The sequence below is a fragment of the Clostridium sp. MF28 genome, from assembly GCF_002969175.1.
Lineage (GTDB): Bacteria > Bacillota > Clostridia > Clostridiales > Clostridiaceae > Clostridium > Clostridium beijerinckii.
On sequence record NZ_CP014331.1, the window covers coordinates 2,884,927 to 2,901,111 of the forward strand.

14 protein-coding genes and 1 riboswitch are annotated in these 16,185 nt (G+C 29.0%); of the genes, 4 read left to right on the forward strand and 10 right to left on the reverse strand.

What is annotated here, in order from left to right; genetic code table 11:
* Positions 1-17: 17 nt before the first annotated feature.
* The 5 genes from AXY43_RS12285 to AXY43_RS12305 form a co-directional block, all read right to left on the reverse strand.
* A complete protein-coding gene (locus tag AXY43_RS12285) occupies positions 18-242 on the reverse strand; it encodes a DUF3006 domain-containing protein (RefSeq protein WP_105411620.1) in 225 nt (74 codons plus the stop codon).
* Positions 243-449: 207 nt separating this feature from the next.
* Complete coding sequence (lepB, locus tag AXY43_RS12290) at positions 450-992, reverse strand: signal peptidase I (protein ID WP_065418582.1); 543 nt, start codon at positions 990-992, stop codon at positions 450-452.
* Between the two features lie 207 nt (positions 993-1,199).
* Complete coding sequence (gene lepB, locus AXY43_RS12295) at positions 1,200-1,784, reverse strand: signal peptidase I (RefSeq protein ID WP_051144800.1); 585 nt, start codon at positions 1,782-1,784, stop codon at positions 1,200-1,202.
* Between the two features lie 303 nt (positions 1,785-2,087).
* Complete coding sequence (gene lysA, locus AXY43_RS12300; protein ID WP_105411621.1) at positions 2,088-3,383, reverse strand: diaminopimelate decarboxylase; 1,296 nt, start codon at positions 3,381-3,383, stop codon at positions 2,088-2,090.
* Positions 3,384-3,698: 315 nt separating this feature from the next.
* Positions 3,699-3,869, reverse strand: a riboswitch (Lysine riboswitch).
* A 178-nt stretch (positions 3,870-4,047) separates the two neighbouring features.
* The gene (locus AXY43_RS12305) at positions 4,048-4,722 is read right to left on the reverse strand and encodes a hydrolase (RefSeq protein ID WP_023974373.1); all 675 of its coding nucleotides are present in this window, start codon (positions 4,720-4,722) and stop codon (positions 4,048-4,050) included.
* 847 nt (positions 4,723-5,569) lie between these two features.
* On the opposite strand from AXY43_RS12305, the gene AXY43_RS12310 reads away from it, so the two are divergent.
* Together AXY43_RS12310 and AXY43_RS12315 are read left to right on the forward strand one after the other, a co-directional pair.
* On the forward strand, positions 5,570-6,565 hold the full coding sequence (locus AXY43_RS12310) for an HAAS domain-containing protein (RefSeq protein WP_023974374.1): 996 nt from the start codon (positions 5,570-5,572) through the stop codon (positions 6,563-6,565).
* Positions 6,562-7,488, forward strand: a complete 927-nt coding sequence (locus AXY43_RS12315) for a DUF4097 family beta strand repeat-containing protein (RefSeq protein ID WP_023974375.1) — start codon at positions 6,562-6,564, stop codon at positions 7,486-7,488. Before AXY43_RS12310 ends, AXY43_RS12315 begins: the two co-directional genes overlap by 4 nt.
* Positions 7,489-7,548: 60 nt before the next feature.
* Here the strand turns inward: AXY43_RS12315 and AXY43_RS12320 are convergent, their stop codons facing one another.
* A complete protein-coding gene (locus tag AXY43_RS12320; RefSeq protein ID WP_023974376.1) occupies positions 7,549-8,811 on the reverse strand; it encodes a methyl-accepting chemotaxis protein in 1,263 nt (420 codons plus the stop codon).
* A gap of 668 nt (positions 8,812-9,479) precedes the next feature.
* Between AXY43_RS12320 and AXY43_RS12325 the strand changes: the two genes are divergently transcribed.
* Positions 9,480-10,670: a pyridoxal phosphate-dependent aminotransferase gene (locus AXY43_RS12325; RefSeq protein ID WP_039770800.1), complete on the forward strand. Its 1,191-nt coding sequence runs from the start codon at positions 9,480-9,482 to the stop codon at positions 10,668-10,670.
* Positions 10,671-10,765: 95 nt separating this feature from the next.
* On the opposite strand, the gene AXY43_RS12330 is transcribed toward AXY43_RS12325, so the two are convergent.
* Positions 10,766-11,290 carry a putative ABC transporter permease gene (locus AXY43_RS12330; protein WP_023974378.1) on the reverse strand — a complete coding sequence of 175 codons (525 nt, stop codon included), beginning with the start codon at positions 11,288-11,290 and terminating at the stop codon, positions 10,766-10,768.
* A 300-nt stretch (positions 11,291-11,590) separates the two neighbouring features.
* Between AXY43_RS12330 and AXY43_RS12335 the strand changes: the two genes are divergently transcribed.
* Positions 11,591-12,802 (forward strand): alanyl-tRNA editing protein, encoded by a 1,212-nt coding sequence (locus AXY43_RS12335; RefSeq protein WP_039772973.1) that lies wholly within the window; start codon positions 11,591-11,593, stop codon positions 12,800-12,802.
* 460 nt (positions 12,803-13,262) lie between these two features.
* Here AXY43_RS12335 and AXY43_RS12340 read toward each other — a convergent pair whose 3' ends face one another.
* From AXY43_RS12340 to AXY43_RS12350, 3 genes are all read right to left on the reverse strand, one after another.
* Positions 13,263-13,994, reverse strand: coding sequence for a GntR family transcriptional regulator (locus AXY43_RS12340; protein ID WP_023974380.1), 732 nt, complete (start codon positions 13,992-13,994; stop codon positions 13,263-13,265).
* A gap of 178 nt (positions 13,995-14,172) precedes the next feature.
* Entirely contained in the window at positions 14,173-15,015 is an 843-nt protein-coding gene (locus AXY43_RS12345) for a fructoselysine 6-kinase (RefSeq protein ID WP_023974381.1), read from the reverse strand.
* Between the two features lie 26 nt (positions 15,016-15,041).
* Entirely contained in the window at positions 15,042-16,010 is a 969-nt protein-coding gene (locus AXY43_RS12350; protein WP_105411622.1) for an SIS domain-containing protein, read from the reverse strand.
* Between the last annotated feature and the right edge of the window lie 175 nt (positions 16,011-16,185).

Below are 16,185 nucleotides of genomic sequence, written 5' to 3' on the forward strand. Positions count from 1 at the left end.
AATATTCATAAATCAGCTCATTCTTCCCACATATCTTTCATCTTATTATGTATTTGTTTTTTGCGAATTTTTGTGGACTTTTTATCGACTTTAAAATATTTATTATCTATATTAATTAAAATATCTCCTTCTTTAAAATCCCCTGTAACATTCCTAATAGATATTTTATCTATATCCCCATTTTCATTTTCAATTATAACATAATTTCCTTCTACTCTATCTATTATATACTTTTCACTCACTTAGCATCCTCTTTTCACAGTATAAATTAATTCCAAGAATAGTGAATAGCTTACTTAGAGAGCGAACGCAAGTAAGTTTTCCTCTAATCACCTAAATTATACAGTATATCTATGAAAATATCACCAATAACTCTTAGTAACCACTAAAAAATAACAAGTGAACATGCTAGTCTATCTTGCACCATATTATATTCCTAAGTCTTACTATTAATTTAAGCTTCCAAAATCTTTAAATGGATAGAATTTTAATACAGCTCTTCCTTGTATATTTGAGGCATCTATATATGGATTAATCCATCTTCTTGCATCATTTGATCGGCTCCTATTATCTCCTAAAAAGAAAAATTTATTTTCAGGCACATCGAAAACTCCATCAAAATTTTCGTTATTTTTCACATAATCTTCTTTAATATCTGATCCATTTACAGTAACAGTACCGCCGTGTATTTCGATGTGATCTCCTGGAAGACCTATAACTCTTTTTATAAGAACCTCATCAAGTTCCTTTGAATAGAATACTGCTATATCTCCTCTATTAATCCTACTAGTGTCATAAATTCTAGTTACTATTAATTTATCACCAATATTTAAAGTAGGAACCATTGATTCACTAGGTATATATACGGTGTAAATCAAAAATTTATTTATTAAAAAAGCCATTCCTATAGCTGCTATTATAGGAATTATCCACTCTCTAAAGAAAGTGCTTTCAAACGAAAAACTTCCTATAATATTTTTATTAGATAGCAATTCTTTATTCTTTTTTTTGTCTAATTTTTTCTTTAGAAAATCGTTATCTGACCTATTAGTGATGTTATCAGAACAATTTAAATCTATGTCCTTTGATTCCATTACATAATCATTTTCATTCATTAAATGTTCTCCCTTTTGCAAGATTCGTTTATCTTATACCACATACTAAGTATTATTCACACTTTGTAAAAAATTTAACTCATATTATTTTAATATTTCAAAATCTTTTATAGGATAATACTTTACTTGAGCCTTTCCTTCTATATATGATTCATCAACGTAAGGATCTTTCCAATACCTAGAATCATCTGAGTTAGCTCTATTATCACCTAGGAAGAAATACTTATTATCTGGTACTTTAAAACTTCCATTGTATATCTCATTATTTTTCACATAGTCTTCCTTGAGCTCCTGACCGTTTCTATAAACAACACCGTTTTTAATTTCTATTGTATCTCCTGGAAGTCCTATTAATCTTTTTATTAAAATCTCACCCTTAAATTCGTCATTTTTAAATAATACAATATCTCCTTCTTTTAAATTTTTAGGATTATGCACCCTAGTTACTAGCAATCTATCTTTAACTTCTAATGTTGGAATCATAGATCCACTTGTAATCCAAACACCGTATCCCACAAAATTCCATACAAGAAGCGCTATGCAAAGAACAACTGCAATATCAATTATCCATTCATTTAATATGGACTTCTTTTTTTCTTTTTTATCTGCTACAATTTCATCTTCGTTATTTTCTGCCACAATATTACCTCCATGTCCCATATTACACATAATTTTTCATTAATACCCCATTTTTTCATAATCCTTAATTATATAAATCATTTCACTTAAGAAGTTCTTAGTTGCGCTTCGCGCTTTTTTCTAATTAAAATGATCTTGGTTGCGCTTCGCGCTTTTTTCTAATGTGCATATTTTAATATGCTATATTAGTATAACATATTTTACTATCTAAAATATTTATAAGATGTTAATTTTATAACAAAAATATGCACCAATCTTAAAAATTAGTGCATAATCCTTTTAGGAAATCTATATAATTTAAATTCTTACTTAAACATATTCAAATACTTATATCTATTCAACATCATTCTTTAATAGATCATCATAAGATTCTCTTTTGCAAATAAGTCTTGTTTCATTATCTTTAACCATTACAACCGCTGGCTTTGGTATTCTATTATAATTGCTTGACATAGAATAACCATATGCTCCTGTAGTCATTATTGCTAGAATATCTCCGCTTTTAACTTCTGGAATTTTAATATTTTCTAATAATATATCTCCCGATTCACAACATTTTCCTGATATTGTAACTGTTTCTTCTCTATCTCCTTCAACTCCACTTGCAATAATACATTCATATTCTGCATTATAAAGAGCCGGTCTTATATTATCAGTCATTCCACCGTCTACTGATACATATTTTCTAACACTCGGAATTTCCTTGACTGATCCTACAGTATATAAAGTTGTTCCTGCATTAGCTACAATACTTCTTCCTGGCTCTATTGTAAGAATTGGCCTTTCTTGACCTGTTCTCGCACACACTTCATCAACTTTATTAATTATTGTGCTGCAATATTCTTCAGTACTTCTTGGTTCATCTCCCTCGGTATAATATATACCAAAACCTCCGCCAAAATCTACTTCGTTTATTAGGTAACCTAGGTTTTCCTTTGTATTTCTCACAAGTTCTAACATTATTTCAACAGCATCTTCATATGGCTCTAAGTCAAATATTTGCGAACCTATATGACAATGTATTCCTGCAAGATTTATATTCTCTAAACTTATAGCTTTTTTAATAGCATCTTCTATTATAGTATCAACTGGAGCAAAGCCAAATTTTGAATCTATTTGTCCAGTCTTTATATAATCATGAGTATGCGCTTCAATACCTGGTGTTATTCTTAAATAAATATTTTGTACCTTATTATATTCTTTAGCTATATCATTTAATGCGTCTATTTCGTAATAATTATCTACTACAAAATTACCTACACCTAGTCTTACGCCAAGTTCAATCTCAGATAGAGTCTTATTATTTCCATGGAACATAACTTTTTCAAGTGGAAATTCAGACTTATATGCAGTGTATAATTCCCCCCCAGATACAACATCAAGACACATATTCTCTTCCTTCAATAATTTACACATTTGAAGTGTCAAAAATGCTTTTCCTGCAAAAGCTACTCTATTATTATTCTCTTCGCACTTGAAATATTTTCTATAATCCCTACAGTATTCTCTTATTAAATCTTCATCAAATACATATAACGGACTCCCATATTCTCTCACTAAATTTTTAGCACTGATGCCTCCAATCATTAATTGATTGTCTTCTACTTTCATTGTTCCAAACAACTTCATTTGATTAACCCCCAAATTATATTTTATTAGCTATTGCTTCATTGATTAAAATAAATCACAACACCAATTTCAATAAAAAATATCCGTTTTTTGCATTGCCTCCGGATTATTGATGTTGTATTAACTAATAATTATAATAAAAAACAAACGCCACAGAGTGTATCTGTGACGAGTGGTAGATATTTACGCTAAATTTATGCACAATATTTTCATTAATTATCAATTCTTCGCAAAAGATTAATAAATGAATTTGAACGTCTATACTAACAAAATCATTATTATTCTTTTCAAACTGTTAATTTATAACTGAAAAAAGTACCTTGTAGCTCAACACTCTTCGTGACAGTTATTCACATATTCTATGAATACCCAGAAAAAGATTATCGCATAATAATCTATTTTCTTCGGCTGTAATACCTTTTAGTATAAATCAACGTTTGCCAACTCCTCATACCTACTATTTATTGCAGCACCTCTACCCCAGGTCATGTTATATATTATATTATTAGAATTCATTAATATTTTAATATTAATGACATTATAAATCATTATCTGCACAATATCATTTTATTAAACTGTTACAAATATGATACCATAAATTAAACTTAAAGCAATACTTTTTTAACTTTAAATTAATGGTATAAAACCCAAGCTTATTAAGTTCTTATTCTTTCCTATACTCATCCATAAGATCTCCCATAATACTTGCTGATGTTGGTGGCGTAAAAGTTATAGCATTTGCTCCAGCTTGAATTGTCTCTTTAATTGACTCTTCAGTTGGTCCTCCAGTTGCTATTATAGGAAACTCTGGAAATCTCTTTCTGATATTTCTGACTATATTAGCGGTATTTCTTCCACCTGAAACATTAAGTATTGTAGCTCCAGCTTCAATCCTTTTAGTAACATCTTCATCTTCAGAAATGACCGTTACTATTACTGGTATATCTATTGTTGACCTAATCTTATTAACAATTTCATTACTCGTAGGTGCATTTACAACAACTCCCATAGCACCTTTAAATTCTGCATCCATAGCTAAATTCACAACTCTTTTTCCTTGTGTTATTCCTCCACCTACGCCACAAAAAACCGGAACATCAGCTGCCATAACAAGTGCCTGTGTTATTACAGGCTGTGGTGTAAATGGATATACCGCAATAATTGCATCAGCATTGCTATTTCTTATTAATGCTACATCTGTACTAAATAGCAATGATTTTATTCTCTTCCCAAAAATTTTAATTCCACCACAATTTCTTATAACTGCTGGAACCTCAATTACATGATTCCTAAGCGTACCCTTTATTTGAGGAATATATTTAACATCTTTATTGGTCATAATTTTTATCCCCTCCCCATTAACTATCGGTTAGATTTTTATAATAAATTTCTCTAGTTATACATTTTTCTTTTATTGTCTTTATAGTTATACTTTCCTATAAATTAAACCTCTATTAAAAATTTTCTAAATTAAAATTATCTTTCGCATATATACTTATAATTATAATATTTTTAAAATAAATCACTTATCTTCATACAATATGTTAAATTCCATTAATTACTATTTATATTATACTACTTTCTCGTATTTCTTAAAGTTAAATTTTATTTATCCACAATATCCACAGTTTTTATCCACAAATATGTGCATATTGTTTATAAATACATATCATTAAATTTCTCAACGAAAAATTGTTAGGAAAGACTTTCTACAAATTTCTCTCTCTATAATCAATTATCTCCATATTTATTGAAATCAAGTCCATAATTAATTCTAAAACATTCATAAAGAACTAATTGAATATCATATTTGACAATTAAGTTATCCACAGATTTTATACTATTATCCACAGTATAAACAAGCCTTATATTTACAAGGCTAAGCCTTAGTTTTATTTTATATCATTTAAGTTTGTCCACAAGTTTATTCACAAAACTTCTTGTTGACGCGTATAATTACAAAATTCGATTTTATAATTAATCATATTTATGTGGATAATAATAGCACTACCAATAAAATACTATGGGCATACTTAAGAATTTCTTAATACTTTGTTAATTTCTAAGTTACAACACCTTAATAAAACATTAAAGTATAAAGTAATATCTTGTGATCTTTTCATTCCTATCATATACTTTTAATCAGGAAATATATTCTGAAGTTAGGTAAAAGGAGATTTATTGTAATGACCCAAAATGAATTTTTCAACATTTTAATGGATGGTTTAAAAGACTTTCCTGAAATAAAGCTGCAAGATATTATTTCTTATTATGAAAATTACTTTAAAACTAGATTAACTGTTGGAAGAACAGAAGACGATATAGCAAAGGAATTAGGTGATCCTAATTTAATAGTTAATAAACTTAGAAATGAACATTTGCATATTACCATTACCTTAGATAATTTAACTAATAATGCTAGCACTGAAACTAGCGACGAGATTTCTAACATAGATGCCACTGATGTGAGCACTGATAATAAACATATCAATGCATGTCACAATTTTAAAACTGATAAAAAGTTCAGTAATATCTATTCAGAAAACAAGAACGATTTAAAAACTGATTCCAACTTTAATGATTTTAAGTCTAATAATTCTTATGCTTCAAATGATTGTTTTTATGACCTTCATAATGAAAATATATCACTTGATATTCAAAAAAGCAATTATAAATGTGCTGAATTAAAAGAATCAAAATATAATATCAATAATGAGAATAACTTTAAACGCAGTAATCATATTTCCTTCATCTCAGAATTTAATTTTAATATGCGTCAAATAATGAGTATTTTTAATAATAAATCTAAAAATAAGATTTCTAACTTCAATATAAATATTATCTTAAAATTTTTTATTGTAATCTTATCTTTAGTAATATTCTTTCCAGTTATAACTGGTGTTATTGGCTGCTTTATCGGACTCTTGGGAATAGCAATAAGTATTTTTATCGCTAGTATTGGAGTATTAATTGGTGGAACTTTTACAAACTTTTTTACGCTACCTAATATTCCGGCATTTGTCTCGAATTTTCCATACCCGGTAATAGTACTATTTTCTTTCGGTTCAATCTCATTATCACTGCTTTTAATGATTATATTTTTCTATCTCTGCAAATTTCTCATATTAATTTTGGCTAAAACATATAAGTTCTTAAAGTTTAAAGGTGGGGCGTCGCTATGAAAAAGAAATTCATTTCTTCTAATATGAAGATATTTATGTTAATACTATTACTTCTATCCATTACATTTTATACTTCTGGATGCATTGCTCTAGTTCAAAGTGGCTACAAACTTTCTAACTACGCCGATGAACTTCATCTAAGCCCCAGTGCCTTTGAACATAATTTGAATTTTAACAATTTCAACTTGGATTTTAATACTTCATATCTGTCTAAAGATTATGTCCTAAATGACAATGTCAACGAGATCGACTTCAGCTTAAACTCGCAAGATATTAAAGTCGTTGATTATGATGGTGATGATTTAAAAATTCAAATCAAAAGCAACAATAATATTTCTAATGACTTGTATGAAATTGAAAGTGGTAATAGATTAGCTTTTAACGCTAGATATGATACTCCAAGTGACGCAAGTATTTCAGTAAGTATACCTTATAATTTTAAAGATAAGAGCACTTTAAAAATAACCACAAGCAGCGGCGATATAAATATTTCTAGCTTATCATTAAATACACTTAATCTTTCATCTACTAGTGGATCTATAGCTCTTTCAGATTCATTTTTAAATTATTTAGACTTAAATAGTTCCAACGGAAATATAACCTTTGATAACATAGAAACATCAACTGAAACCAAACTATCTTCTTCTTCTGGTGATATTATTGGAAATGGTAACTTAGGAAGTATAAATGGAAATACTTTATCTGGAGATATCAATTTGAGAATGATTAATTCCTTGAACAATATGTCTTTAAGCTCTCATTCTGGATCCATACACTTATCTATACCAGAAGGCTCAGGCTATAAAATAAACTACGAAACGAAATCTGGAAGCTTAAATTCTCCTAACGATAAATTATCTTCCGGCGATGAAAGTTCTCTTATAAATATTACTACTGAAAGTGGAAATCTTAATATAAAGTAAAATTTTAATGCACAATGACAATCTTATACTAATTGTTCATTGTGCATTATATTATATATCCTATAGTTTGAACTTTGAAATAATACTGCTTAGTTCTTCTGCCTTAATAGCTTCCTTACTTATTGTTTCAACTACTTGTTTCATAGCAGTTGATGTATCGTCTATTCCCTGTTGTATGCTATGTGTACTACCGGAAACCTCCTCAGAATTTTTTGCAGTATTTGATATAGCTGCACTAACCTGTTCAATTGATGCATTTACATGTTCAGACATCTCGGCTATCTTTTTAGACATTGCACTTACAAACTCACCATCTTTAGTATATTGTAAAGCGATACTTCCGTATCCTTCTAAATCTTCTTTTACATTAGTTTTAATAAAACCAATTATTTCTTTACTATTCTCTGAAAGATTATTAAATGCTTTTTCTACTCTTTCTATAGTATTTTGTATAGTAATTACAGATGATGCTGACTCCTCTGCAAGCTTTCTCACTTCCTCCGCAACAACTGCAAACCCCTTACCTGATTCACCCGCTCTAGCAGCCTCGATTGCTGCATTCAATGCTAACAAATTAGTTTGCTCTGCTATACTAGCTATTGAGTCCGCCATTACTTTTATCTCTTCTACTACCTTTGATTCTTCTATTGCTTTCTTTATATGTTCTTCCTTTTGGTTATATACAAGTGCTGTATTTTCAATTGCTCTTCTGCTGTTTTTTTCTACAGCCTTAGCTCTTTCCTTTATACCATTTGAATTATCATTACCTTTTTCCGCTTGTGCTTCTAATTCTTCCATATTGGCATTTACTTGTTGAATTGATGCATATACTTCTTCAACATTGCTACTATTATCTTGTGTTTTTGAATCGATTTTTTCAAACTCTAGATTTATATTTTCCAAACTAGTTGATATTTCTTGAACAACCGCAGATGCTTCTTCACTTAAAGCGGACACATTTGTTGCGTTATCTGCACACACTTCTATCATATGCCTTAAATTATCCTGAGCTTTATTTAAAGCTTGTCCTATAAATCCAAATTCATCTTTTCTTGTAATTGTAATATTAGTTGAAATATCATATTCGCTCATTCTTTCTGCTAACTTCTTTATTTCATGTAGTGGTGTAATTATTTTACCTAATGTTGTAACTACAAATGCGCCCCCTAATATAACGGCAATTCCTACAGCTATAGCCGTAAGTGTCGTACTAGTTTTTATCCCTATTCCTATCCCAATTCCAACTAATGCCATTATGAAATATCCAGAGAAAATTTTCACTCCAACAGACTGTAATAAACTAATTTTTTTGTCTTCGTTCATTTAAAACACCCCTTCTTTCTACTTTGTCATCTAATTAATACTTATACTTAATTTTATTAAAATCATATATACTTTGATTTTTAACGACTATAATTACCTAATATCTAAAAGCTTCTCTGACATTATTAGATAATTAATATAGTGTTATATTAATCTATAATAACTATTATCCACTGAAACCGTTCTACCATATCTCAATACCTAATGTAAAATTTCTACTTTTTTGTACACATATTAGCATATCATGCGATTTTTTTATTTTCAACCACATTAATTAAAGTTTCACGTTATTTTAAGCTTCACTAAACTTAAATTAATATTGAAATATATAATATAATTTCTAAGCGCTCACTAAGATACATATTATATTTTAAAAATAAATTTATATATATTGTAATTCACAATGCACAATTCATAATTTTGGGTAAAACCTTTTTAATATTTTTAGAATTATGATGAAGGTTTATTTTTGCAATATATACATAAATCTTACAAGTTGAGTTCCAAATTAAAACTAAAATTATGTAAATTTAATTGTAATATATTCCTAAATAAATCACTGTGTTATTAATTATTATTACAAAATGTGATAAACTATATATATCAATCAAATTGAATGTATTTTCAAAAATTATGATAAAATTTAAATATAAATCGGGGGGCTAGAAATGATATCAAATAAAATGAAATCTCTTGTTGCAAATAATTCCATTATAAGAGCTATGTTTGAAGAAGGAAAAAGATTATCAGAAATATATGGAGAAGAAAATGTTTTCGATTATAGTATAGGGAATCCAAATGTTGAACCTCCAAGTAAAGTAAAGGAAGTTATCTTTGAAATTTTGAATGAAGAAACACCAAATTTAGTACATGGTTATATGAACAATTCTGGCTATGATGATGTTAGAACAAATATAAGTAATTTTATAAACAGAAAACATAATTTAACACTTTCTAAAGATAATATTGTTATGACTTGTGGGGCTGCAGGCGGATTAAATATAATCCTAAAATCTATATTAAATCCAGATGACGAAGTTATTACTTTTTCTCCTTACTTTGGAGAATATGGGAACTATGTAAAAAATTTTGATGGTAAACTAGTGACTTGTCCTACTAACATTGAAACTTTTGAGCCTGACTTAAAGGCTTTAAGTGAGGTTATTACTCCTAGAACAAAAGCTTTAATAATAAACAACCCAAATAATCCTACCGGTGTTATTTACTCAGAGAAAATAATAAAACACTTAGCAACGTTACTTAATAATAAGCAAGAAGAATTTAATACATCAATATATTTGATCTCTGATGAACCATACAGAGAAATTGTTTATGATGATATTGAAGTCCCTTGTATTTTAAAATATTATGATAATACTTTCATTGGGTACTCTTATAGTAAATCTTTATCTTTGCCTGGTGAACGTATTGGTTATGTAGTTGCTAACTCATCTATGGCTGATTTTACAGATATGATGGCTTCACTAAATATTGCAACTAGAATTTTAGGATTTGTAAATGCTCCATCTTTATTCCAGAGGGTAATTGCAAAATCCTTAGATGCTGAAGTGGATGTAAATATTTATAAGAAAAATCGTGATCTTTTATATAATCATTTGATATCTCTTGGTTTCACTTGTGTTAAACCACAAGGTGCATTTTACTTATTTCCAAAATCACCAATCGATGATGATAAAAAATTCTGCGAAGATGCAAAACAATTTAATTTATTACTTGTTCCAGGCTCTTCGTTTGGATGCCCTGGACACGTAAGATTAGCTTATTGCACTTCATATGAGAAAATAGAAAAATCTTTGCCTGCTTTTGATAAGTTAGCTTCTTTATATAATTTAAAATAATAAATTATATAATTTAGGTAGATATAAATATTACTCAAATAATATTTATATCTATTTTTTATAAAAATATGATTTCTATTATTTTTTCAATAAAATTACTGTATCATTCTAAGCTTCTCATATTCTAATTTCTTTACAGTTATATATAGGTCTATTAATAATATAGAGCCTCCTAAAACTACAAAGATATTAATAATTTTCATATTCTCCATATATAACTCATATAAACTGGGTTGCAAATAATAAAGGCCAATAAGGCTAAGCACCATCCAATATATAGAGAATCTAAGAGTGACAAATCCATGAATATTATACCTAAATTCAGAATAATCCCAGTATACTTTGTTAAAAGAGTGCTTAAGTATATACCCACTTATATATTCTACTGTCGTTGGTATTAAGAAACATAATAATATTAATGGAATTCCAGAAATCTCTAACAGTTCATTGCATATTATAAGAAACATAACTGCCATTCCGTACATCGGCTTAAATGGTCCTACTAAGAAACCATCCTCTTGAAACTTTTTTGTAGTTGAAAAACTATAACCTTCCTCTAATATCCACCCTATAAATGAATAAAATATAAAATTAAATACCAGATAAAACACTACATTCATATTAATCACCTCTTCTAAATATCAAGACATAAAAGATATATATCTTTTTGTACACCTAAAGTCACTAATATTATTTGTAGGGCTTAACTCTTTTATCCCGTAAAAAACTTCTACTATAGGGTAATAATAATTTTTAAGGAAATTTTGTACCTATTTCTTGATTCTTAAAAATGCAATATTAATGAACTATCTGCTATAATGATATTATTGAACTTTTCTTAGACTCAGGTTAAACAAACTATAAAAATTATTTATAGCTGAGCCTTAGATATTATTATATTTTAGGAGGCTAATTTACATATGGAAAAATTATATTATGATAATCGATACCTTAAAGAATTTACTGCTGAAATTATTGATATAAAAGAAATTGATAATAAATTTCATGTTATATTGGATAAAACAGCATTTTTCCCAGGAGGTGGCGGACAAAGCTGTGATATTGGAACTCTAGAAGATCAAAAAGTTATTGATGTATACGAAAAAGAGGAAATTGTTTATCATGTGGTTGAAAAGAAACCACTCAAAATACATAAGGTTAAATGTTCAATTGATTGGGATAGAAGACAAGATGGCATGCATCAACATTTAGGTCAACATGTCTTATCAGGATCTTTCTTCAACCTTTTTAACGCTAATACTTTTGCTATTCACCTAGGTTCTGATATAAGCACAGTAGATATTTATGGTGTCTTAACTGAAGAACAAGTTAGAGAAGCAGAAAGACTTGCTAATAAAGTTATAGGGGATGCCCTACCTGTAGAATCTTTTGTTCCAACTAAAGCCGAACTTAAAAAGTTATCTCTTAGACGTGCTCTTCCAAATACTGAAGAGGATATTAGAATCGTAAAAATAGGAGATTTTGATATTAATGCTTGCTGCGGACTCCACCCTACATCTACTCTTGACTTAAGACTTATTAAAATAAAAAAATTTGAGAAACATAAAGAGGGAACAAGAATAGAGTTTCTAGCTGGCGAACGTGCTATTTCTGATTCATTTAAGAAAGATGAATTTCAAACTTCTATATGCAGATATTTAAGTTGTAATGAAAATGAAGCTATAAATGGTATAAAGAACTTAAATCAAAATCTTCGTGAAGCTAATGAAACAAATAAAAATCTTAACATTCTACTAGCTAAATATCAAGTTAAGGAAATTCTTGAAAATGCAGCTAAAATAAATAATGTTAAAGTAATTAAACAAATATTTGATGGTGAAAACCTAAAGTATGTGAATAACCTTACTTCTAAGCTTATCGAAAATGAGAACACAATAGCTCTAATGGCAGTAAAATCTGATGAAAAAGTAAATCTATTATTTGCTTGTTCTAAAGACATTAAAGATATCAAAATGAATGAACTTTTAAAAGATGCTATATCTCTTATCGATGGAAAAGGCGGCGGAAGTCCTTTCCAAGCTCAAGGAGCAGGAAAAAATAATTCAAATTTAGAAAGTGCAATGGACTATGCATTTAATAAAGTATCTCAAATTATAGGTGTTGCGAACTAGGTGAAATATAAAAACACTTACAATATGAAGAAATTTTAAGTTTACTGCTAAACCTTCGAAAGGGAATATGCGTTTGTTTCGGTCCTTTGAAGATTTTGCTTAAGTGTTCTAAGAGCACAATCCACCATATTTATTTCTAATTATTTCGCGCCTAGATATCTAACCCAAACCCAAACATATAATTTTAATTGTAGTATATACCAGAAAGAAAGGTCATACTTTTATGGAAGTGTTGCATTGAGCATTTAGCTGTAGATATTTCCTTAGTAGAAGTTGTTCCATTTTTGCTTGTCACGAGCTTGCCTCGGGAGCATGCAGGAATGGTGCAATTTTTGCTATTGGAAATTCACAGCTAAATACTCCAGCAACCTGGAACAAATGCATGACCTTTCTTTCGGTTTTTATATATAACTTTAGGTATCTAGTACTTCTCAATATTTTACATTTAAGAATTTATATACTATGATATTACGAATTTATATCTTTCGCCTATAACGTACTGTTTTCCTATATGTACCGGTCTATTCTTATCATCATAAATAACAGTCTTTATATAAAACAAGGGTTCACCCTTTTGCACCATCAATAGCGCAGCCTCTTCATCCATAGCTTTTGCAATTTCTATTGTGGTATGATCATTTCCTGAGTTAGGCGAATCAGATGGATTTATATCATATTTATCTCTTAATAATTCATATAGTGAACCACTTAAATCTTCTGTTAGTAAAAAATTAAACCTTTTAAAAGAAAAATAATTATTTTCTAGCATTAATGGATCTCCACCTGCAAATCTAACTCTTTGAATATATATTAACTTATCATCATCATCTAGTTCTAGAGCTTTCTTGTCTTCTATTTTGGGCTCCATTACCTCTCTTTTAATGATTTCATTAGTCACTTTTAAGCCACTGGCCTCACAGGCAGCAGTAAAACTAGATAAATATTCAATTTTCCTCTGAACTTTTGGCTTACTTACAAATGTTCCTTTTCCTTGTTTTTTTATAATAAAACCTGACTCAACTAATTCATTTATAGCTGCACGTACTGTTATCCTACTAACATTATATTTTTCACTTAACTCAACTTCTGTTGGAATCTTATCTCCATATTTTAATTCTCCGCTCGTTATTGAATTACGTATAATATCCGCTAATTGTTGATATAAAGGAATAATATTATCTTGTATTAGCATATAAAGACTCCTTTTAAACATCTATAATATTAACTATATACTATCACAACATTTTTGAAACTTCAATTAATCTATTGTTGTGATAATATCAATTCTTTGATTTATTACAGTAATCTTAAAATAGCTGTTTGATATTGCTCATTAAATAATAACTATTCAACAGCCACTATACTTTTAATTAATATTTTTTACCATATCCAAATGAGCCTTCTACTAGACATGTTTTAGCTGAAAATATAGCACCTTCATTTAGACTTTCTTTAATTATATTTTCCCTATCCAATTCATTTTCTTTAATTTTGCTTATGTAATTTATCAAGAATGCTGTTATGAATGAATCTCCTGCTCCCATTGTATCTACAGCTTCAACAAGCTCTGGCTCTTGTGAATAGAACTTAGTTCCATCATATAATAATGCACCTTTTTCTCCCATAGTAACTACTACTATTTTACTTCCAAGCTTATGAGCTTTCATTATTAGATTAAGCATTTCATCAGTCTTTAAATGACTACATGAGAAGAAGCTAAAATCTACTTTAGGAGCAATTCTTTCAACTTCCTCAATTGTAAAATCATCAGAGAAATCAAAAGATATTGGTATGCTTAATGCTCTTATTTTATCAAGTTCTGGTTCTGTATATCCGTACAAACCTGCATGTAATAAGTCAAAAGTTTTAATATAATCTAAATCATCTTGTGTAAGATTCAAACCATTTTCTCTTAAAACTCCACCTTCATTACTTCCAAGAAAAACCCTATCACCATCTTCTAAAGTTACTCTTGCACATCCATTTTCTCCATTAAAATATCTGCACTTTGAAATATCTAAATCAAGCTCACGAATTGTATCTTGAACATGTTCTGCTTCAGCATCTGATCCAAATGCTCCCAAAAATGCTGAACTTGCTCCTATTTTTTTTGCATAGGTTGCAAAGTTTAAAGCATTTCCGCCTGGATACATTGTTCTAATATGCTCATATTTATCTACAACGTTATCTCCTAACCCAATAACTTTTACCATAATATCTTCTCCTATGCTAAAATATTTTAATATTCAACTTTCCCCATATATCTTCTAGTATCTAAATCATGGTTTCTAAGTTTTGCTAATTCCCCTCTATACACACATAAGATGCTATAGAATACTATAGGATTAAAGAATTCAACTGCTGAACTATCAATTACACTAATTCCAAGTTCCTTACAATCCACAACTTCAACTTTTGCACCATATTCATTTAAGAATTTAAGTGCTCTTTCATCTAATTCTCTAGTTCTTCCTTCATTCATTAGTAATAAATATAATGTTTCTTTATCTGTTACTTCAAATGGTCCGTGGAAGTATTCACCTGAGTGCACTGCTGATGCGTTCATCCATTGCATTTCCATTAGTGAACATATTGAGAATCCATAGGCATGACCATATGATGCTCCGCTTCCTAATACATATGTTATTGGCTCATCTTTATATTTTTCTGCATATTTCTTTGCTCTTTCTGCAACTAAACCTTGGCCTCTTTTTACAACATCATTTACAATCTTTAAACCTTCCATAAATTTATTATATCCTTCATAAACTTCTGTTTGATTTAATATTTCGACTGCTATATTTAGAATTATTGCCATTGGATTGTCTTCTACGCTTGTATCATTTCCCCATTCGTAAAGGATATTGTAATCCGCATACTTAATTAAATCTGCATCCTTATTATGTGTTAATGTTATAGTTGCTGCACCTTTCTCTCTAGCTACTTTAGCCGCTTCAACTGTCTCAGGAGTATTTCCACCGTGTGAGCATACTATTACTACCGAACTTTTTCCTAATGATTTTGGTATCGCATGTACAAATTCATTACTTGTATATGATAAAGCCCTTAATTCTCTTGCTTCACTTTGTAAAAAATATTGTGATGCATACATATCTACTAAAGACCCTCCACATGCTACTAAAAACACTTCCTTTATTCCATCTTCCTTACTTGATCTAATTTTCCCTACGATTTCCCTAATATTCATTGTTATTCCTCCTATATATTTATAATCTCATTCTACGAATTTATATTTTTTACATTGGCAAATGCTTAAGATCATTAACCCAAATAGTAACGTATAAGCATATATCATTTTTACTTTTTTAATAAGTACATTACTTACTGCAACTAATAATCTATTTATCTCTTTTGACCTTGCG

What these genes read in the sequence shown, in the direction of transcription:
- lepB (WP_051144800.1), bottom strand. Translation starts at nt 1,784, where the DNA reads ATGTGTAATATGGGACATGGAGGTAATATTGTGGCAGAAAATAACGAA.
- lysA (WP_105411621.1), bottom strand. Translation starts at nt 3,383, where the DNA reads ATGAAGTTGTTTGGAACAATGAAAGTAGAAGACAATCAATTAATGATT.
- AXY43_RS12305 (WP_023974373.1), bottom strand. Translation starts at nt 4,722, where the DNA reads ATGACCAATAAAGATGTTAAATATATTCCTCAAATAAAGGGTACGCTT.
- AXY43_RS12310 (WP_023974374.1), top strand. Translation starts at nt 5,570, where the DNA reads ATGACCCAAAATGAATTTTTCAACATTTTAATGGATGGTTTAAAAGAC.
- AXY43_RS12315 (WP_023974375.1), top strand. Translation starts at nt 6,562, where the DNA reads ATGAAAAAGAAATTCATTTCTTCTAATATGAAGATATTTATGTTAATA.
- AXY43_RS12320 (WP_023974376.1), bottom strand. Translation starts at nt 8,811, where the DNA reads ATGAACGAAGACAAAAAAATTAGTTTATTACAGTCTGTTGGAGTGAAA.
- AXY43_RS12325 (WP_039770800.1), top strand. Translation starts at nt 9,480, where the DNA reads ATGATATCAAATAAAATGAAATCTCTTGTTGCAAATAATTCCATTATA.
- AXY43_RS12330 (WP_023974378.1), bottom strand. Translation starts at nt 11,290, where the DNA reads ATGAATGTAGTGTTTTATCTGGTATTTAATTTTATATTTTATTCATTT.
- AXY43_RS12335 (WP_039772973.1), top strand. Translation starts at nt 11,591, where the DNA reads ATGGAAAAATTATATTATGATAATCGATACCTTAAAGAATTTACTGCT.
- AXY43_RS12340 (WP_023974380.1), bottom strand. Translation starts at nt 13,994, where the DNA reads ATGCTAATACAAGATAATATTATTCCTTTATATCAACAATTAGCGGAT.
- AXY43_RS12345 (WP_023974381.1), bottom strand. Translation starts at nt 15,015, where the DNA reads ATGGTAAAAGTTATTGGGTTAGGAGATAACGTTGTAGATAAATATGAG.
- AXY43_RS12350 (WP_105411622.1), bottom strand. Translation starts at nt 16,010, where the DNA reads ATGAATATTAGGGAAATCGTAGGGAAAATTAGATCAAGTAAGGAAGAT.